Source organism: Agrobacterium vaccinii (assembly GCF_021310995.1).
Taxonomy (GTDB): Bacteria; Pseudomonadota; Alphaproteobacteria; order Rhizobiales; family Rhizobiaceae; genus Agrobacterium; species Agrobacterium vaccinii.
The window spans coordinates 1,528,107-1,546,898 of the sequence record NZ_CP054151.1; the positions used below are offsets into that span (position 1 = coordinate 1,528,107).

Genomic DNA, 18,792 nt, shown 5'->3' on the forward strand with positions numbered 1-18,792 from the left:
TCCATATAACAACCAGATAGTACATTTATATTATATAAAACTTGAGGACGAAACCTCCGTGAAATCAGCATGATAGAAAATATACTTTCCACACGCGCAGCTCAGCCAACACAGATACTGGAATGTTTCGACAGCCTCCCCATCGCAGATATGGCCTTCATGACAGGGCGCTGGCGAGGGTTCGAAATCCGCACAGGCCATCGTCTCGATGGATTGCTGGAGCCCAGTGGCTGGTACGGCAAACTGTTTGAAACTCCCGAAGCCGTCCACCCGCTTCTGTTTCATTCGCGGGATGGAAAACAGCTTTACGCGGTAGATCCCATGCTCGTGCCTCTGTCGGCGCCTTTGCCGCGCTCCTCGATGCTGGGCGTGGCGATGGCCGTACTCAGGCCGGTTTTGCAGACCAAATCTCCCAAGGCGCGGATGAGAATGATCGAGTATCGCGGGCGCTCCACGGCAACGATGGTCTATGACAGCAAGGCGATCTTCGACCATTTCGCACGCATCGATGATCGCCGCGTCCTCGGCATCATGGACCTGAAAGGCATGCCGGGACCCTATGCGTTCTGTCTGGAACGCGATGACACCCCAATGGAAGTGAGGCTTTGACCATGTCTGGCGTAACACTGATTACCGGCGGCGCAAGCGGCATCGGGCGGTTACACGCGCTTCGCGCAGCAGAAAACGGCAAGACCGTCGCCATCATCGACCTGAATGACGAGGGTTTGGCGGAGGTTTCTGATGAACACCAGCGGATCAACGCATTCAAATGCGATGTGACGGATCATGCAGCGCTTGAAGCTGTGGTTGAAGACATCGAGCGAACTCTCGGCGAAATCGACTGCCTCATCGTCTGCGCGGCCATCATGCCCGGCGGCGAGCTGGGGCAGATGGATCCGGGCAAGATAGTCAAGGCAATGCAGATCAACTACGGCGGTGTGGTCAACACCACGACCATTCTCCTGTCCAGAATGCTGCCGCGTGGACGCGGAGATGTCATCATATACGGTTCCACGGCTGGCATCGTTCCCATCAACCGCTTCGGGGCCTATGGTGCGACGAAGGCGGCGGTCAACCACTATGCACGCGTGCTGATCAGCGAAAATCGCAACAAGGGTCTTCGCTTCCAGCTCGTCTGCCCACCCGCGGTCGATACACCGCTGATTTCGCAGGTGTCGTCCGATGGCCCGGATTTTCTCAAGAACGGTCGCACCTCCATTTCACAGATGGTAACGCCGGAGGCTGTCGTGCAGTCCGTGGAGAAGGCGCTGGCTGCGGGCAAAGAGATCAACTACCCCGGACGTGGCAAGTTGATCGAACTCGCCTATCGTGCATTTCCCGGCATCGTCCAGCGTGTCTCCAACAACGCCTAAACCCGCAAACGAAACCGCAACCGGGAACATCTCTCCTGTGGCAACGTTTTCAGAGGCTTGCAACAGGAGACTATGATGGCAGTTACGTATCACGTTGGCGAACACGATGGCGGCTATGCCTACCGGCTTGGCGATGTGTGGTCTGAGACTTTCCCGGACCACGATTCCGCTCTGAGAGCGGCCAATGACGCCGCGCGGCGTCAGCAGATCGGCGGAGAAGAGGTCGATATCTCCTACCAGCTGGCAGACGGCCAATGGCAATCTCAGCACGTGCGCAGCGGTGACAGGCCGGAAACGGATGTCGTGGACGACACGACGAGTAAATAAGCTTTTTGCTGACGTTAAATGTAACGCTGTCTCAGAGATGAGGCAGCGTTATGCATTTCCCAATACCCCTAAGCCGATTGCGGACCGATAAGGCGGCGATGTTCGGCCTCAGGTATTCCGTAGGAATCCCCCGCCGTTTCCAGCAACAGCGCCCGGTCCCGCACGGTAATCAGCGAGCGCTCGGCTTTGATGGCACGACTACCTTCCAGCTTGTGCAGAGCATCCGTCACGCTGGGGCGCCGCACGCCCAACATCACAGCCAGAAAATCATGGGTCAGCGGCAGTTCGTCGCCCAAACGGTCCTGACACATCAATAGCCAGCGTGCCAAACGCTGCTCCACATCATAGCGCCCGTCGGCCAAGGCCGTTGCCGCAATCTGGATCATGAAAACATGCGCGTATTTCTGCAGCAGGGTTCGGAGCGTGCGGCTGTCGTCCATCAATGCCATCAGTTCAGGCGAGGGAATGCGCAGAGCCTTTCCGCCCACCTGCATAAAGGCCTTATGCGGACTGGCATCGACGCCCATCAGCACGGGAACGCCGGAACATCCTTCGTGGCCGATACATCCGACCTCGATGGACTTGCTGGCGACCACGACTTCTGACGACAGGCCGCTTTCAAAGAAGTAGACGTGGCTGATCGGCTCGTAGCTATCGAACAGCGTCTGCGTCTGCGCCAATGTCACGGGCTCAAGCCTTGGGCGTAACAGTGCCGTGTCTTCGGCAGAAAGTCTTTTAAGAAGGCCGTTATTGGTCCAGGTCAAAGCGATGCCCTTTCTAGCAGTCTGTGGCGGATGCATGCGCAGGAAAGCTGGAAAAATGACCTCACTTTTCCTGTGCACATGTCAATGTGATGAAACTTTAGCATTCTCCGATGGTTCGAAGGACACATCGGAGAATTGCAATGAGATACTATTTCCACGTTCGCAGCCACGACGGCTTTGCCCTTGACCCTGAAGGCGCGGAATTCGAAACGCTGGAAGCAGCATACGATGAAGCCTTTCAGGCTGCGCGTGAAATTCTCGCCGACCGTTTGCGGCGGGGCGAGGTGATTGATGGAGATGTCTTCGAAATTACGATGGAGAACGGTGAAATCGCTGGAACTGTTCCCTTTAGAGAAACGGTTCATTTTGATGACCAGCGTCAGACTCATAAAAGATGAGCAACCCCATGCTCTAGCTTAAAAATTGGCGCTTCACTTACTCGAAATCTCGCCATTATCAAGCATATTAGATATCAGCGTACGCTAACGTACTCACGCCCTGAGGGCCGGAACGATGATGTCTGCAATGGCTTAATTCCCCACTAGCAAGGGAGATTAAGCATGTCAGCAGACTTGAGTATCCAGCAGGAAGTCGTTGCCCTCATCCCCGCGCTCCACAGGTTCGGATCGCGATTTTACAGAAGCCAGAACGATGTCGAAGATCTCGTTCAGGAAACGCTTCTCAAAGCTCTCCGCGCGCTTCCCTCGTTCACTCCGGGTACAAATCTGAAGTCCTGGATGTTCACCATCATGCGCAACGCCCACCACACCTCCTATCAGAAAAACAAGCGTATCACGGTTGGTACGAATAACCTTGAACATCTTATTCAGGCGGCGCCTTCACCACAGGAGTGGGCTATCAGGAAGATCGAATACGATCGCGCCCTTGCCGCCATGCCGCCGATTTACCGCGTTGTTTTTCATCTCGTCGTAGAAGATGGCCAAGCTTATGATGCCGCCGCCAGAACATGTAAGATTTCCGTTGGTACCGTGAAAAGCCGTGTTAATCGTGCCAAGCACTTCCTCGCCAACCACATGGGCGACACCATGACGACCGTTGCAGCGGTCTAAGCCTTAAAAAAACGCGTGTTATTATCCGACCCGGTAAACTTCATTGCCGGGTTTGTCATGCGCGGCGGCTTTTTGCGCAGATCGGACGGAACTACTTCCCGCGGGTGTAGTTTGGGCTGCTCTCCCACTGGAGCACCGCATGACAGTCCCGACATCGACCTATCGCATTCAGTTTCGCAATGGCATGACATTTGATCGCGCGGTTGCCATCATCCCCTACCTGAAAAAACTCGGCATCAGCCACCTCTACGCATCCCCGATCTTCAGCGCCACCAGCGACTCTACGCATGGCTATGACGTGACAGATGCCAATGAAATCGATCCGGCCATCGGCGGTCGGGAAGGTTTCGATAGGCTGGTGCGTGCATTGAAAGCCGAAGGTCTTGGCGTCATCATCGACATCGTACCCAACCACATGGCAGCCTCGCTGGAAAACGCCTGGTGGAAGGACGTTATCGAACATGGTGCAGATAGTCGCTACGCCGGACATTTCGATATCGACTGGTCTCGCCGCCTGACGCTTCCCTTTCTGGGCGATGATTTTGCGAAGGTGCTTGAGGATGGAGACGTCACGATCGAGGCAGACCCCTCCACCGGCAAACCTGCACTGTGCTGTCACGGCGCACATTATCCGCTGAACCCCGCCAGCTATGCCGGGCGCGAGGCCGATACTATCGGCACGACCGATAAACAGGCGATTGCCGCTCTTCATGATCGTCAGCCCTACCGCCTCACGTCGTGGCGCGACGCGTGCCGGGATTTGTCCTATCGCCGGTTTTTCGAGGTCACCGGCCTCGTTGGCATGAAGGTCGAAGACGCCGCCATCTTTGATGACACGCACCGCCTCATCCTCGAACTCGTCCGCAATGGCTCGGTGGATGGCCTGCGCGTCGACCACGTCGATGGTCTGGCCGATCCGAAATCCTATCTGGAGCGGTTGCGGCAGGAGGCCGGTGCAGGCTGCTACATCACGGTGGAAAAGATACTCGGCCCCGATGAGCAACTGCCGCTGGATTGGCCGGTCTCCGGCACCACGGGCTACGAATTCATATCAGCCCTTAGCAATGTCTTCGTGGACAATGACAAGCTCTCCCAATTGCAGGACGCCTACGCGGCTTGCGAAGGCCACCCCACCGACATGCAGGCGGAGTTACGCAAGGCCAAGCTGCTTATGGCAGACATCAATTTCGCAGGCGAGTTCAACCGTTTGCTGAAACTGGCGGTACGCATTCTCGAAACCGAAAACAGCGGCGTGCACCCTAGCGAAAGCGATCTGCGCGCCGCCCTGCGTGAACTGGTCGTCTCTTTTCCGGTCTACCGTACGTATGGCCATGCCGATGGTTTGCCGCGAGAGAGCGACGATGTTCTGACCAAAGTCATTGATGCCATCAGCACCAGCGCTCACGCGCCCGATGCCGATGCGCTTGCCAGCCTTCAACACATCCTTCGTCATGGTCGAGGAGATCATGCCGCAGAATTCAGAACACGCTTCCAGCAACTCACCGGTCCGCTCATGGCGAAATCCGTCGAAGACACGCTGTTTTACCGCCAGAACACGGCGCTGGCACTGAACGAAGTGGGTGCCGAACCCCTTCAGCAATCGTTCTCCGTCGAGCAGTTTCACGCTGCTATGATCAAGCGCCTGATCCATCAACCCGATGCGCTCTCCGCCACATCCACCCACGACACGAAACGCGGCGAAGACGCCCGCACACGTCTCTACGCCATCACCGAGGACCCGCAGCTTTGGGCCGATGCCTTCAAACGTTGGCAGGGCATGAATGCGTCTTACCGGCAGGTGCTGGACGATGGCGTCGCGCCAGAGCCATCCGTGGAGTGGCTGCTTTATCAGGCACTCGCGGGCGTCTGGCCGCTTGAGTTTGATGTTCAGAATGCCGAAGAGCTGAAAGCACTCGAAGAGCGCTTCGCAGCCTATGTCGAAAAAGCGCTACGCGAGGCGAAACTGCGCACGAACTGGGGTGATAGCAATGCAGCCTATGAGGACGCCGTCATCGGCTATGCTCGCAAGCTGCTTTCGCCCGAAAACCGCGCGTTTATGGAAGATTTTGTCCAGACCCTACATCCTTTCATCGAGGCCGGTCTTTCCAATGGCGTCTCCCAGACGCTGATCAAACTGACAGCCCCAGGCGTACCTGACATCTATCAGGGCAGCGAAAGCCTCGACCTCAGCCTTGTCGATCCAGATAACCGCCGCCTGCCGGATTTCGATGCTCTTGCAAAGCAGCGTGAACAGGGCGGGCACCAACACCCGAGCCTGGAACTCAAGCAACGCCTGATCGCCACGATCTTGTCGATGCGCAAGGCGATGCCTGATCTCTTCGGTGCGGGAACATATGTTCCACTCGAGGTCAGCGGCGAAGGGGCGGGGCAATATGTCGGCTTTGCGCGCGTCACGCCAGACGACGCGCTCATCACCATCGCGCCACGCCTCTCCATGCGGCCCCCAGCACCCGCCAGCATCACGCTGCCGCCTGATCTCGCCAACAGCACCTATGTGGATGTGTTGACGCAGAAAAACTGGACATTCACCGACAAAATCGATCTCGGCGAGGTCAAACTTGCAATTTTGAAAAGGCGATAGAAGGTGAGAAATCAGGCTCTATGCCAGAGCCTGATTTCTCGATTCCGCATCGATCAGCCATACGCTGAACGCCGCCACGACCAACAGTCCTGAGATGACGCCCAAAGCCAGACCGAAATTCGACGCCATCAGCGGCGCGACGATCGATGGTGCCAACAGCCCACCAAACCGCGCAACCGCACCCGCCATGCCCATGCCACTCGCACGCAGCGTCGTGGGGTAAAGCTCAGGCGTAAACGCGTAAATCGCTCCCCACGTGCCAAGCAGCGAGAAACTCAGTAGCAATGTCGCGGCCACCGCGATCTCGACGGACTGTCCCAGTCCATAGGCCAGCGTTCCCACCGCACTCAGCAGCAGGAAGCCGATCAGTGTCGGCTTGCGGCCCCATTTTTCCACGCCATAGGCCGCCAGCGCATAGCCCGGCAATTGCGCGATTGCCAGAACGACGAGAAACATCTGACCGCGCATGAAGCCGAAACCATCTGCCGCCAGCTTTATCGGCAGATAGACAAAGACGCCGTAATAGGAAACCGAGATCAGCATCCATGCCAGCATCAGGAACACCGTACGGCGACGCAGAATGTTTGAAAACAGCTCACTGATCGGCGCGCGCTGCCCGGCCTGCGGCACCAGTGCCGGGATGTCGATATCCTTGCCGTTCGTCTTCGCAACACGTTGCAAAACCTGCCGCGCCTCTTCCGAGCGACCTTTCTGGTTCAAATAAAGAGGCGATTCCGGCACGTAAAGCCGCAGAATAACGCCGATGAGTGCCGGAAGCCCCGTGACGAAGAAAATCGTCCGCCACGCTTCCCCACCCTGCGTACCCGCCACCAGCGCCAGCAGGGCGAGTGCAACGGTACCAATTGCCCAGCAGCCTTCCAGCAGAACCAGCCACCGACCCCGCCGGTCGGACGGCAAAAACTCGGCCATCATGGCGTAATCGACAGGCAGCGTTCCGCCAACCCCAATGCCGGTCAGAAAGCGTGCCACGATCAACCATTGCAGATCAGGCGCAAATGCCGATGCTACACCACAGATGGCATCGAGAATAATGGCGATGAACAGCACAGGCCTGCGCCCAATGCGATCCGCCAGCCGCCCAAAAGCAAAAGCACCGATCAGCATCCCCAGAAAGAAGAACGTCCCCGTCTGCAATGCCTGCGGCACCGTCACCCCAAAGCTTTTGGCAATCGAGGGTGCACTAAACCCAATCGCCAGAACCTGCATGGCGTCAGCTGCCCAGACGAGCCCGAAAATGACGAACAGGCGCTTCTGAAACGCCCCAACCCCAGCCGCTCGTAGGCCATCCTCAACGGAAACCGATGACTGCATGACTTCCCCCACTTCCCGTAAATGCCCCGAGCACATCGTCCAGCGCAGTCGTCTGTCCCCAAGCCGCGCAACGATTGGTAAAACTTGTGGCACGCCTTGCCATCAAATCAAAGATGGGTGTGACGATTTAGATGTCGCTTTCCCGCATGCCAGTCGAGCTTCAATCATCAACAGAATTGCAACCTAACAATAATTTCGGAACCATAACCTGTATAAATGCATTTGGCGCTCGCCGGGACATCGAGCTAGGTGCAAAAACATCCAGTTCTTGTTTTTGACGCAATTAATAATTGCATTTCGCCTTTGGTTTGAGTTTGATTGTAATCTCCATATTAGCGGATAGGGCGCATGGGTAGCTATTGTCGTGAGACCTCAAAGCGAGGAAAGTCCATCCAGATCATTCAGGCGATGGCTCCTTCACGCCGCGAACGTCCTTCGAAGACATCTTGAAGGTCATAAAATATGCTTGAATCAAGAAAATTAAAAATCCTTGGCATATTCACCCTTCTTTTCGGGTCGCTAAGCATATCGCCTGGAGCTCTTGCTCAAGAAGCGTTTGATCCAGCTCGCGCGTTTTGTGAGCGACAGACCTTTACTTTGGACAATGTTCAGGAAGTGAAGCCCTGGCTAGACTACCTGAGTGGCCTGCGCAATGGGCGGTCAGAAGCTCCGGGCGACGAATGCAACAGCAGCACCGTCCGTGCAATTGTCAATATGTCCAGAAGCGGCAGCGTGGAACGGGCGGAGGCCAGTCGATGGGCATTATTGCAATTTTACGTTTCGAGAGCATTTGAATCAGACCTCGTTGAAAAACGATACGATACGGATAATTCATTTCGGTATCGTAACGATCTGCTACTTTCCAGCTTCGTGTGGCTTCTATGCCCCGGCAAGGGAAACGGCAGAACGGCTTGTGCAAAAGAGCTAATTCTTAAGTTCCCGGATCAATTTCTTAGCAGCAGCCCCGTTCTATGCGACTTTGCGAGTGGCGATATGAAATCCATCCTGTGGCCGGAAGATCGCCGCGGATTGCCTCTTCTTTGCAGCCAAGATCGCAACGGCCAGGTCGACGCTGAAGAATGGCTGGAAAAAGCTGCAATTAATTTTGGGGATTGAGCTTGTGAAAGCCAGTGTTTTCGACGGCGTTGCAGCGATTCAAACATTGGAGGACTTAATCCTTCAACTTGAACAGTTAGGTCACGATACGTCTTCCATACGTCAGTTTTTCGCTGTCGGAGAATGGCTCATCGCATTTGAAGGTGTGAAGATTGCCTATTCAAAATTGTCTGTCGATAATGAGACGCGTGAAAAAATGATCTCTCTTGATCAATATTTTTCGTAATGTGAGCACAGCTTTTGAGAGTGCAGAGACGTAACTGAACGGAGTAAGCACCTTGAAACTTTGCACGATAGTCGCCGCATTGCTTATGAGTATTATGGGCGTCTCACAGGCCTTGTCCCAGACGACAACACCACTGCCTAAAAGCGTTGAAAGCAGGTTGCAGCAGGCATGCTCCAAGGACGTTTTAAGTTTAATTGATGCGATATGCCACGACAAAGGAACGGTAAACACCGTGGCCATAAACTTGCCCGGTGTTTGTCAGCAGTATCAGTACACGTATCAAATAAAGGAAAAGCTGCAGGAATGCGGTGGGACGAACGTTTTCTTCGAGATGTGGAAATTCAAATTCAATATTGAAAATGATTTCAAGAAAAAATTTGTGGACTACGTCAGTATAATACGCAGCAATGAAATAAAGTCTAATTCTTCAGCAATATCGTCGTCTTATGAAGCCTTTCGCCTGTCGGTTTGGGCATGTGGCCTGAATGAGAACTGCCACGAGGATCTTTTCCACCAGTTTTCTGACGAAACTCAGCGCGCCCTCGAAAAGACGCCGTATTTCTGCGATTACGCAACCTCGATCACGAGCTTCGACGATGGCTCGTACAAGGACCTGTTCTTTAGGGATAATTATCCCGATGGCGTCGCTCAGCTGATGTGCAGAGCTTATTATTGCAAGTACAGGGAATGTTCTCAACAAAGCCCAAATCCCGGCCTCTTTATATTGAGTGATAATTTTCGCCGACAATATGATCTTCTTTACAAGGCCATACAGCCGTGACCGATGACACCTTTAGGCCTTTAAATTCAGTTCTGCCAAAAGAGAGTTATCTCGCGCCACCATCGGGCCCGTGAGGACGCCTCTCGACCTCATCTATCCCGGTGCTTCACGGCAATTAAAAAAAGCCCTCCTTGCTGCAGAGGGCTTCTTCTTCTTCACCAGCGATAATCCGGCTCTCCTTGCCAGCCGCGACGATCATGCCAGTTGCGGCGGTCGTGTCTATCGCGCCATTCCCGGCGTGCCTGCCGTTCCCGCCACTCTCGCCGTTCTTCCCAGCGATCGCGCCGATCCCATCCGCCGTAATATCCTGGCGGCGGTCCGTTCGGGCGGCAAAATCCGCGTGGGGACAGGTGGTAGCCGCGACCGCAGGCGTAATCCACCTTTTGAATGAGTGACGTGTCCGGTGCGGATTGTTTGCCGGTTGGCATCGCGTTGACGCCGGTCGCAAACAATCCTGTGACGATGCAAGCTGCGCTCAAAATCAATCTGCGCATCTGTTTTGCTCCTTTTGGCCCCGCAAACAAATAGCGCTTCAGCCCGTGAACGGTGGCTGAATGATTGGTGATGTTTTCAGGGCGGGAAAACGGCAGCGAAGTCATAATCTGCCCAGTCTGTGACCAAAATCTGCCCTTCAAATTATCGGCGATACAATGTGCACAATTCCTGCCTTATTTCTGCAACGAATGGGTGCGAGTTCTAGTGTCCGACTACGGCGCTCGAGCGAATCTACACTGCCAGGTGATGAGATATGAATGAGAATGTAGCCAACAATGTCGTGCAGCGACCGCCGGTTGAAATCTCATGTTCTGAAGAGCTTGCAGCATTGCGCATAAGCGACAGTGGCCCGAAGCCGCCCGGTTGGGCGCTGTCTTTGAAAAGTGTCAAATCTTTCATCCTCGGCGGCAATGGTGCGACGGCCAAACTCGTCGCATCGCCATCCCTCATCGAGCGTGCCATGGTGACCCTTGCAACGTCCCGTGCGCTGCTGCTGATAGGCGAACCCGGGACCGCCAAGAGTTTTCTGTCGGAACTGCTTGCTGCGGCAATCAGCGGGGACTCGACGCTGACCATTCAGGGCGGCGCTTCCTTGAGCGAGGATCAGATCCGCTATGGCTGGAATTATGCTCTTCTGGTGAGCGAGGGGCCGACGCGACGGGCGCTCGTACCGGCACCGCTTCACCGTGGCATGTCGGAAGGCAAGGTTGTCCGTTTCGAGGAAATCACGCGTTGCCCGCTCGAGGTTCAGGATAGTCTGTTGTCGGTGCTGTCGGACCGCGTGATGGCGGTGCCGGAACTGTCGGGTGATGACGGTATGGTGTTTGCCAGAGAAGGCTTCAACATCATCGCCACAGCCAATACCCGCGACCGTGGCGTGAACGAAATGTCTGCCGCCTTGAAGCGGCGGTTCAACTTCGAAACGGTTTTCCCCATTCGCGATGCGGATGAGGAACTTGCGCTGGTCAAGCGTGAGGCGGGAAAATTGCTCGCGCGGTCGGGCGTCCCGGCACCGCCCGATGACGATACTCTGGAGGTGCTGGTAACCTGCTTCAGAGAGTTGCGGGAAGGTCTTTCGGTCGAAGGCGGCATGGAGCGGTTAAGCTCGGTCATGAGTACAGCCGAAGCGGTCAGCGTTGCCCACGCGATCGGTATTCGCGGCCATTATCTTCGCGGTGATAGCGGTCGTCCCGAAGATATCGTCGAATGCCTTGCGGGCACGGCTGCTAAGGACAATGCGGAGGATTTGACGCGGTTGCGCCGCTATCTAGAGCAGAAGGCATCCAAGCGGTCAGGCGAAGGGTGGAAGGCGTTTTATGCAGCCCGGCATCTCCTCACACCCTGATCCCGACGACCAGTATAGTTCGCATGATCGCCTCATCGTCATCGGTGTGCGGCATCATTCACCTGCCTGCGCGCAGCTTGTTCGTCGCACCATCGAAGATCACAGGCCAGCGTTTGTGTTGATCGAAGGCCCGGCAGATTTCAATCCCCACATCGAGGATTTGAGGCTCGCGCATCAACTGCCGCTGGCCATTTTCAGTTTTCATTCCACACCGCGTCGTGTGCATGCCTCCTATTCCCCCTTTTGTAGCTATTCGCCGGAGTGGGAGGCTTTGCAAGCGGCGTGGTCCACAGGTGCCACACCGCTCTTTTGCGATCTACCTGCCTGGCACCCGGATTTTGGAGATCGCACCAACCGCTACGCCGATCTGCATGGAAAGAGAGCAGCAGCAGTCGAGCGAGTTGCGGCAAATGCGCTGGGTGAAGATGGGCGCGATGCATTCTGGGATGCGATTGCCGAGCAATCACCGCTGGAGGAGCTTGAGGAACGCCTCGCATATTATTTCGACCTGCTGCGCCCGGATGGGGCGGAGGACCCGCAGGAACTTGCGCGTGAACGCTACATGGCCGCGCATGCAGCCTGGGCCTTGAGGGAGGCAAAAGGCAGAAAAGTTGTCCTCATCTGCGGCGGCTGGCACGCACAGGCTATACGGCTGCTGGCGCGTCAGGCGGACGGCGACCTACCGGCGATCCCGAAACTCGATGAGGGCGAACGAGCGGGAAGCTACGTTGTGCCCTATGAATATCGGCGGCTTGACCGGTTTGCCGGTTACGCATCCGGTATGCCATCTCCAGCTTACTATGAAGATGTCTTTGCATATGGGCTGGATCACGCGGCTGATAATGCACAGAATGCGATTGCTGCTGCGCTACGTGCTGCCAGGCAGGTTGTTTCCACGGCGGATCGTGTTGCGTGGCACGCCCATGCCAAAGCGCTCTCGATGGCGCGTGGGCACCGATCCGTGTTGCGTGCCGATCTCCTGGACGCAGCCTTGGCGACTTTAATCAAGGATGCTCTTGACATGCCCGCCGCCTGGACCCGCGAAGGGGCGTTGCGGTCTGGAACCCACCCAGCACTCGTCGCCATGCTCCGCGCCTTGACAGGAGAAAGATCCGGCAAGCTAGCGCCCGGCACGCGCCAACCGCCTTTGATGGCCGATATCCGAGCGAGGCTTGATGAGCTCGGTCTGATGCCGGACCATCGACCACGCGAGGTGGCGCTGGATTGGAACGTACCTCTTGATCGGGAGCGGGCACATCTGCTGCACGCGCTCTGTATCCTCGACATTCCCGGCATCGAACGTATCGGTGACCCCATGACCCTCGGCACCGTTGCGCCGAAGGAAACATTCCGGCTGGTCCTTCATCGTGATGCCGATGGCGCGCAGATCGAGGCGTCGCGCTGGGGTGGCACGGTGCCGATGGCAGCAGCAGCGGTTCTGTCGGATCGTGCCGAGCACGCGGGAAACGATCTCGAGAGCCTCTCCGCCTGCCTTGCCGATGCGCTGTTTGCCGGTCTGTTGGCGCTTGAAAACGAATTGACGGAGCGCATCGCCGCCGGTCTCGCATCGTCTCACGATATCCGTGCAATCGGCGCGACAGGGCTGGAGGTCGTGAGGCTTTACCGCTTTGGAGAGATTTTCGGAGAGGCCGCACATAAGGCTTTGGGGCGTCTCTGCGAAGCGGTGTTTGCCCGTGTGATGTGGATCATGGAGGCCATTCGCAACGAGGATGAAGGCATCAGAGCCATCCGCGCGCTGCTTGCCTGTCGCGACATGATGCGGGATTGCCCGACGCCGAACATGGGCATTTCCTCCTTTATTGCCGGCCTTGAACGCTGTGTTGCAAACCCGGAGGCGCCAGCAGCGCTCGCCGGTGGAGCTTTCGGAACGCTGATCGCATGCGGGAAAACATTCCCTGACGATGTCAGCGGACGAATGCAGCGTTTCAGCGGGCCTGACAGGCTCGGCGACTTCCTGTCCGGCCTGTTTGCATTGGCGCGCGAGGACATTTCCAAAAGCGCGTCTGTTATCGGTTCCGTCACCGCCATGGTCGAAGGCTGGACGGACGAGGCGTTTTTGCGCGCGTTGCCGTCGCTCAGACGGGCTTTTTCATTCTTCCCGCCGCGTGAGCGCGAAAGATTGGCTGGCGCCATTGTCCGTTCCCACGGCGGCAACGAGGCGCAGGCGGAGGTTCAGGCCATGGCGTGGATGCGTCAATCGACGCCGGTGGCAAATCAGGCGAGCGCTATCGCGCTCGAGGCGACTGTGGCTCGGCGTCTTGCCGAAGCCGGATTGATTTGATGTGATGTGAGGAAGGTAAAAATGGAACGCTACGAACTCGTTGAAGGTACATCGTCAAAGTTCTGGGAGGTCTTCGTCTCAGGTGTTTCACTTAAAATCCGCTATGGCCGTATCGGCACGCAGGGCCAATCGAAAGACAAGGATTTTCCGACTGCGGAAGACGCCGAAAAAGAAAAGAAGAAGCTGGTAAAAGAAAAGACCGGCAAGGGTTATTCGCGCGTTTCCGACGGTGAGATGCCCGCACCTTCGGTACCTGCCGCCGCTTCGCCAGAGGCATCCAAAGATGAGAAACTCGCGATGCCATTGCCCGCAGCCGCCGCAAGCGAAGCTACGACGCAGCCGTCTGTCTTGGTTCAGCCCGTTGCAAAACCTGTAGTCGATGCTGATCGTGAGGAAATTCTGAACCGGCTGATAGGCTCTGCTCTGCCAACACGTTCTCGACGGTTTACTGTTGCCGATCCGGTAAAAGCCTGGGCAAAGCTACGCGGTCACGTGGCCCTCATCAAGGACAACGCCCAAGACGAACGGCTCGAAGCGTGGAACTGGCTGGACGCAAAGGTTCAGGAAGCCGGTGAAGCAGGAGGGTCAATAGGGGTGTCCACCGCCGCAGATGTTCGCGAATGGGCAGAAAAGATCGAGCAGGCGAGCAAATATCTCACCATCTATTTGGGTGAAAGCCAGAAAAAGACGTCCGCCAGTCTCTTGTGCCTGGACTACTTTTTCGAGTTTCTATCCGCAAAGCGCGGCATGCCTTTCGTGGTGGAAGCGATGCTGCCGATTGTCGGGATCGATCCCAGCAATCGACGTGGTTATGAAGCCTCATCATTGAGTTCGCCGCGCGAACTTGCTCTTCGCGGTAACATCACCGCCGCTTCCGATGAGGATTACGAGGCGATCGTTGCGATGCTGACCGAAGCCTTCCGAACGGAAACCGATTGGCGCAAGAAGGCAGCCTTCGCGTTTATGCTGGGTGATGACCGGGATGTGGCGCATGAGTTGACGCCGGTTGCTGTCCTAGCCGCAGCTCAGGAGGCGGGGGAGGACGTTGGCGCTACACTTGCCATGGTGCCGCTCGTGCTGGATGCCCGGCCGTCTACTGCAGCACGCTGGCGCACGAAGCGCAGCTATTTCATTTTCTTCATGTATTACGACCTGATGCTCGATGATATTCTCGCCACCGCTATAGAGACGGCGCGGCATTATCAGGAATCTGCACTGCCGACGCTCGAATGGCTGCTTCATTATGGCTATGAAGGTCAGAGAACAGAGATCGCACGCGTCATCCTTGCGACGGGTGAAAGTGGGGCATTAGCAAAGCTTCTGCCGTTCATTCACGAAAAATGGATTCGTCCTGCGGTCGATCAAGCCTCGGAAGAAGACCCCGCCTTCATGTTCGGTCAATATCTGGCAACGCTGTCATCCGGCAGCAACGAGCCTGTTATTCGCGCCCGGGCCATGGATTTCGTCAAGCAGTACCCGAAAGAGACATTGGAAAGCTGGGCCACCGAACCGAGGTGGAAAACCCAGCTGCAGAAGCTGCTCGATATCCATGATGTTGCGCTGGCACCGATCGAAGCCCTGCCTGTCGTGTTGCGTGATCCGCCATGGCGCAAGAAAAAGAAGGCCGTCAACGATACCGTTCTGGAACTCTCGCCGTTGGAAACACCCTTCCGCTATCTGCGCGAAGGGCCGCCGCCGGAGGAGTATAGTTGGCGCCTAAGCCGCGCCCGCATCGTCTCTACGACCGAAGAACTGATCGATGCCATTAGGGAGTTCGAGAGCAAAGACGTTCCCGATTGGAGAAAAGTGCCACGCTCGATGGCCCTTCCGCAAGAGGGCGATGAGTTGGAAGACGTTTTGGCCTTTGTTTCAAGGCGGGTGTCAGAGTTCCAGGACTATCACGCGGCAGGAAGTTATGATTGGGACACGCTGATAGGAGGCATCGAGAAGCAATTTGATTCTTTCTCGTTGACCTTATGGGGTCAGCCCAAAGTTCTGCCATCCTATTATATAGGCGATATTGTCCCACGCATGATCGATCGTTTTGGCGAAAGAGCGTTGCCTGGTCTGCTCCGAAATGTGGAAAACAACCCGATCGGCATGCTCGAACACGTAAAGGACGTCGATTTCGCAGGCATTGCACCCCTTGCCGCGCGCGCGCTCTTGAAGCTGAAGAAGGCGCGAGTACCGGCTATGCAATGGCTACGTCTTTATAGGCGCACCGCAATAACGAGGCTGCTCCCTGACGCCACCGGCAAGCCCGGCGCCTCTCGCGATGCGGCGGAACATACACTTCGCTGGATGGTGACAGATCGCGCCGATGCGCGGGACGAAATTCTTGAGATCGCGAAATTGTACGAGCCGCAGTCGCCTGATGTGATGAAGGCGGTCTGGGAGGTTCTGGATCGTGATCCCTATGCCCGGTTCCCTGCGCGCATCGCCAAGCTGCCAGCATGGTTCAACCCCGGTGCGCTGACCCGTCCGGTGCTGAAAGATGGCGGTGCCCTGCCGGATGAGGCATTGGCCGCCATCGCGGAAATGCTGTCCTTCTCAACGCCCGAGGCCATCTATGCCGGTCTCGATGCGGTAAAGGAGGTCACGACGCCGGAGAGCCTCGCGCGATTCTCGTGGGACCTTTTCGGCGCATGGCTTGCCGAAGGTGCTCCCAACAAAGAAGGGTGGGCTTTGCGCGGTTTGGGCTGGCTTGGGGATGATGAGTGCGCCCGCCAACTGACGCGCCTTGTGCGCAAATGGCCCGGCGAATCTGCCCATCAACGCGCTGTCACCGGTCTCGATGTTCTTGCCGATATCGGTACGGATGTGGCGCTGATGAACCTCAATGGCATCGCGGAAAAGCTGAAATTCAAGGGACTTCAGGAAAAGGCGCGGGAGAAGATCGCCGCAATTGCCGAGGCGCGTGATCTGACGCCGGAAGAGCTTGCCGATCGTCTCGCACCTGATCTCGATCTGGATGAGCGCGGCGGTCTCGATCTCGATTTCGGGCCACGCCGCTTCCGCGTTGGTTTCGATGAGTTCCTGAAGCCATGGGTAAAGGATGAAACGGGCAAGCGCCTGAAGGATTTGCCCAAGCCGAACAAGGCTGATGATGCGACACTGTCCGCCGCAGCGGTCAAAACATGGGCCGCGGTGAAGAAGGATGCGCGAGCGGTTTCAAGCCTGCAGATTACGCGCCTTGAAAACATGTTGTCGACATCCCGGCGGGTTTCGCCCGAGGTGTTCTGGCTCTTCTTCGCAAGCCATCCGTTGATCCGCCATCTTTCTCAGCGGCTTGTCTGGGGCGTCTATGACGATACAGACCCTCAAACCGCGCCGAAGACACTCTTCCGGGTCGGCGACGATCTGTCCTTCACCGACGCAGAGGACGAGCCGATCACGCTCGATCTTTCCGCTGATGCGACCGGCTTGATTGGACTGGTTCATCCCTTGCATCTGCCAAAGGGTGGACTCGATGCCTGGGGCGCTCTGTTTGGAGATTACGAAATTTCACAGCCTTTCCCTCAGCTTGGGCGAGAAACCTACGAGCTGACACAAGACGAGAAGCAAGCGTCCACGATCACCCGGTTCGCCGATATCGAGGTGGAGGCGGCACGACTGCGCGGTATGTCGCCACGCGGCTGGGATCTCGGTTCGGTGGAGGACGGAGGTTGTATCTCCTGGCTGGAGCGACCGGTGCGATTTACCGATGGCAAGGTCAATACTGCCATGTTCGGCTTTGATCCAGGCATCTTCACCGGCGGTGGCGACTGGGAGGAAAAGTTTCAGAAACTGCAGCACATTACGCTGTATCGCCCCTACAGTCAGCCGGGAAGCGATGCCCGTACTTTTGGAGAACTCGATCCGGTGAGCGCCAGTGAGATGCTTAGGGGATTGAGCCTCCTTGCCGCCACGGCGGTAAAATGAGCGTCACAGCCCTCGATGCCCTGACACGTTGGCGTCTCGTTCTCGGCGAAGCAGCACAGGCTCCCTGTGCTGCTGCCGGGTGCGGGCTGTCCAGCGAGGCTGCGGCCATGGATGTCGCCCTTGAATGGCTCTATGGCCGGGATGAGGAGGGTGGTTCTCGCAATATCGCACGCCGGGGTGGGCGTGAAGGGTCGGTCCTGACCACACCGGAATGGATAAACGATATTCATCGGCTGTTTCCCAAGGAAACGATCGAGCGGCTGGAGCGCGACGCCATAGAGCGCTATGCCATTGACGACGTGGTGACCAACCCGGAGGTTCTGCAACGCGCTGTGCCCAATGAGACGCTGCTGAAAGCAGTCCTGCGCACGAAGCATCTGATGTCACCGGATATCCTGCTACTTGCACGAAAACTGGTGCAGGAGGTCGTGCGCCAATTGATGGAAAAGCTGGCGCGGGATATGTCTCTGGCCTTTTCCGGTGTCATGGACCGCAGGCGTCACAGCCGGTTTCGGATCGCCAGCGATCTCGATTTTCGTCGTGTGCTGAAAGACAATCTCAAGCACTATGACCCCGAGACCGGCAAGATGACCGTCGAGAAACTGCATTTCTTCGCCCGCAACCGTCGGCACATGAAGACCTGGCAGATCATCCTTCTGGTCGATCAAAGTGGATCGATGCTGGACTCGGTCATTCATTCTGCCGTGACGGCGGCTTGCCTCTGGGGGCTTCCCGGCGTTCGGACCCATCTCGTCGCTTTCGATACGAACGTCGTCGATCTGACCAAGGACGTGGACGACCCTTGCGAGTTGCTGATGAAGGTCCAGCTTGGTGGCGGCACCGATATTCAGGGTGCGGTATCCTACGCGGCGGGCCTCATCGAACACCCCGACCGTGCGATCGTCGTTCTCATCTCCGATTTCTTCGAAGGGTCCAGCCCGGCCATGCTGGTGGACCGTGTCGCCGCACTCGTTGCCCAGCGCACGCTTGTACTTGGACTAGCTGCGCTGGATTCTGCCGCCACACCCGTTTACGACGGGAATATGGCGCAGAAGCTCGTTGCAGCAGGCGCGGAAGTCGGAGCGATGACGCCGGGCGAGCTCGCTGGCTGGCTTGCCGAAAAGATCGGGCGGTAGTC

Annotated in this window: 16 protein-coding genes; 13 read left to right on the plus strand and 3 right to left on the minus strand. The window is 56.7% G+C overall.

Annotated elements, in window-relative coordinates:
- Nucleotides 1-69: 69 nt before the first annotated feature.
- From HRR99_RS22065 to HRR99_RS22075, 3 genes are all read left to right on the plus strand, one after another.
- Nucleotides 70-609 (plus strand): DUF4334 domain-containing protein, encoded by a 540-nt coding sequence (locus HRR99_RS22065; RefSeq protein ID WP_233124902.1) that lies wholly within the window; start codon nt 70-72, stop codon nt 607-609.
- 2 nt (nt 610-611) lie between these two features.
- The gene (locus HRR99_RS22070; protein WP_233124903.1) at nt 612-1,373 is read left to right on the plus strand and encodes an SDR family NAD(P)-dependent oxidoreductase; all 762 of its coding nucleotides are present in this window, start codon (nt 612-614) and stop codon (nt 1,371-1,373) included.
- Nucleotides 1,374-1,445: 72 nt separating this feature from the next.
- On the plus strand, nt 1,446-1,700 hold the full coding sequence (locus HRR99_RS22075) for a hypothetical protein (protein WP_233124904.1): 255 nt from the start codon (nt 1,446-1,448) through the stop codon (nt 1,698-1,700).
- Between the two features lie 68 nt (nt 1,701-1,768).
- On the opposite strand, the gene HRR99_RS22080 is transcribed toward HRR99_RS22075, so the two are convergent.
- Nucleotides 1,769-2,464: a Crp/Fnr family transcriptional regulator gene (locus HRR99_RS22080; RefSeq protein ID WP_233124905.1), complete on the minus strand. Its 696-nt coding sequence runs from the start codon at nt 2,462-2,464 to the stop codon at nt 1,769-1,771.
- Between the two features lie 140 nt (nt 2,465-2,604).
- Here HRR99_RS22080 and HRR99_RS22085 point away from each other — a divergent pair, with 140 nt between their 5' ends.
- The 3 genes from HRR99_RS22085 to treY all read left to right on the plus strand — a co-directional run bounded on the left by HRR99_RS22085 (nt 2,605) and on the right by treY (nt 6,136).
- Complete coding sequence (locus HRR99_RS22085; protein ID WP_111841373.1) at nt 2,605-2,862, plus strand: DUF6894 family protein; 258 nt, start codon at nt 2,605-2,607, stop codon at nt 2,860-2,862.
- A 162-nt stretch (nt 2,863-3,024) separates the two neighbouring features.
- Complete coding sequence (locus HRR99_RS22090; RefSeq protein ID WP_111841372.1) at nt 3,025-3,534, plus strand: RNA polymerase sigma factor; 510 nt, start codon at nt 3,025-3,027, stop codon at nt 3,532-3,534.
- A 139-nt stretch (nt 3,535-3,673) separates the two neighbouring features.
- On the plus strand, nt 3,674-6,136 hold the full coding sequence (gene treY / locus HRR99_RS22095) for a malto-oligosyltrehalose synthase (protein ID WP_233124906.1): 2,463 nt from the start codon (nt 3,674-3,676) through the stop codon (nt 6,134-6,136).
- An 18-nt stretch (nt 6,137-6,154) separates the two neighbouring features.
- On the opposite strand, the gene HRR99_RS22100 is transcribed toward treY, so the two are convergent.
- Nucleotides 6,155-7,468: an MFS transporter gene (locus HRR99_RS22100; protein WP_233124907.1), complete on the minus strand. Its 1,314-nt coding sequence runs from the start codon at nt 7,466-7,468 to the stop codon at nt 6,155-6,157.
- Nucleotides 7,469-7,930: 462 nt separating this feature from the next.
- On the opposite strand from HRR99_RS22100, the gene HRR99_RS22105 reads away from it, so the two are divergent.
- From HRR99_RS22105 to HRR99_RS22115, 3 genes are read left to right on the plus strand one after another with little or no spacing between them, the layout of a single operon-like run.
- On the plus strand, nt 7,931-8,584 hold the full coding sequence (locus HRR99_RS22105; RefSeq protein ID WP_233124908.1) for a hypothetical protein: 654 nt from the start codon (nt 7,931-7,933) through the stop codon (nt 8,582-8,584).
- Nucleotides 8,585-8,588: 4 nt separating this feature from the next.
- Nucleotides 8,589-8,810 (plus strand): hypothetical protein, encoded by a 222-nt coding sequence (locus HRR99_RS22110; RefSeq protein ID WP_233124909.1) that lies wholly within the window; start codon nt 8,589-8,591, stop codon nt 8,808-8,810.
- A gap of 52 nt (nt 8,811-8,862) precedes the next feature.
- Nucleotides 8,863-9,591, plus strand: a complete 729-nt coding sequence (locus HRR99_RS22115; RefSeq protein ID WP_233124910.1) for a hypothetical protein — start codon at nt 8,863-8,865, stop codon at nt 9,589-9,591.
- Between the two features lie 155 nt (nt 9,592-9,746).
- Here HRR99_RS22115 and HRR99_RS22120 read toward each other — a convergent pair whose 3' ends face one another.
- A complete protein-coding gene (locus HRR99_RS22120) occupies nt 9,747-10,085 on the minus strand; it encodes a GCG_CRPN prefix-to-repeats domain-containing protein (protein WP_233124911.1) in 339 nt (112 codons plus the stop codon).
- Nucleotides 10,086-10,339: 254 nt separating this feature from the next.
- On the opposite strand from HRR99_RS22120, the gene HRR99_RS22125 reads away from it, so the two are divergent.
- From HRR99_RS22125 to HRR99_RS22140, 4 genes are read left to right on the plus strand one after another with little or no spacing between them, the layout of a single operon-like run.
- Nucleotides 10,340-11,431, plus strand: a complete 1,092-nt coding sequence (locus HRR99_RS22125) for an ATP-binding protein (RefSeq protein ID WP_233124912.1) — start codon at nt 10,340-10,342, stop codon at nt 11,429-11,431.
- Complete coding sequence (locus HRR99_RS22130; protein ID WP_233124913.1) at nt 11,403-13,733, plus strand: DUF5682 family protein; 2,331 nt, start codon at nt 11,403-11,405, stop codon at nt 13,731-13,733. The genes HRR99_RS22125 and HRR99_RS22130 overlap by 29 nt, the downstream gene beginning before the upstream one ends.
- 21 nt (nt 13,734-13,754) lie before the next feature.
- A complete protein-coding gene (locus HRR99_RS22135; RefSeq protein WP_233124914.1) occupies nt 13,755-17,654 on the plus strand; it encodes a WGR and DUF4132 domain-containing protein in 3,900 nt (1,299 codons plus the stop codon).
- Nucleotides 17,651-18,790, plus strand: coding sequence for a VWA domain-containing protein (locus HRR99_RS22140; RefSeq protein WP_233124915.1), 1,140 nt, complete (start codon nt 17,651-17,653; stop codon nt 18,788-18,790). Before HRR99_RS22135 ends, HRR99_RS22140 begins: the two co-directional genes overlap by 4 nt.
- Nucleotides 18,791-18,792 lie beyond the last annotated feature (2 nt).

Excerpts from the sequence above, each read along its gene's own strand:
- HRR99_RS22065 (WP_233124902.1), top strand. The coding sequence starts at position 70 with ATGATAGAAAATATACTTTCCACACGCGCAGCTCAGCCAACACAGATA.
- HRR99_RS22070 (WP_233124903.1), top strand. The coding sequence starts at position 612 with ATGTCTGGCGTAACACTGATTACCGGCGGCGCAAGCGGCATCGGGCGG.
- HRR99_RS22075 (WP_233124904.1), top strand. The coding sequence starts at position 1,446 with ATGATGGCAGTTACGTATCACGTTGGCGAACACGATGGCGGCTATGCC.
- HRR99_RS22085 (WP_111841373.1), top strand. The coding sequence starts at position 2,605 with ATGAGATACTATTTCCACGTTCGCAGCCACGACGGCTTTGCCCTTGAC.
- HRR99_RS22090 (WP_111841372.1), top strand. The coding sequence starts at position 3,025 with ATGTCAGCAGACTTGAGTATCCAGCAGGAAGTCGTTGCCCTCATCCCC.
- treY (WP_233124906.1), top strand. The coding sequence starts at position 3,674 with ATGACAGTCCCGACATCGACCTATCGCATTCAGTTTCGCAATGGCATG.
- HRR99_RS22100 (WP_233124907.1), bottom strand. The coding sequence starts at position 7,468 with ATGCAGTCATCGGTTTCCGTTGAGGATGGCCTACGAGCGGCTGGGGTT.
- HRR99_RS22105 (WP_233124908.1), top strand. The coding sequence starts at position 7,931 with ATGCTTGAATCAAGAAAATTAAAAATCCTTGGCATATTCACCCTTCTT.
- HRR99_RS22120 (WP_233124911.1), bottom strand. The coding sequence starts at position 10,085 with ATGCGCAGATTGATTTTGAGCGCAGCTTGCATCGTCACAGGATTGTTT.
- HRR99_RS22125 (WP_233124912.1), top strand. The coding sequence starts at position 10,340 with ATGAATGAGAATGTAGCCAACAATGTCGTGCAGCGACCGCCGGTTGAA.
- HRR99_RS22130 (WP_233124913.1), top strand. The coding sequence starts at position 11,403 with ATGCAGCCCGGCATCTCCTCACACCCTGATCCCGACGACCAGTATAGT.
- HRR99_RS22135 (WP_233124914.1), top strand. The coding sequence starts at position 13,755 with ATGGAACGCTACGAACTCGTTGAAGGTACATCGTCAAAGTTCTGGGAG.
- HRR99_RS22140 (WP_233124915.1), top strand. The coding sequence starts at position 17,651 with ATGAGCGTCACAGCCCTCGATGCCCTGACACGTTGGCGTCTCGTTCTC.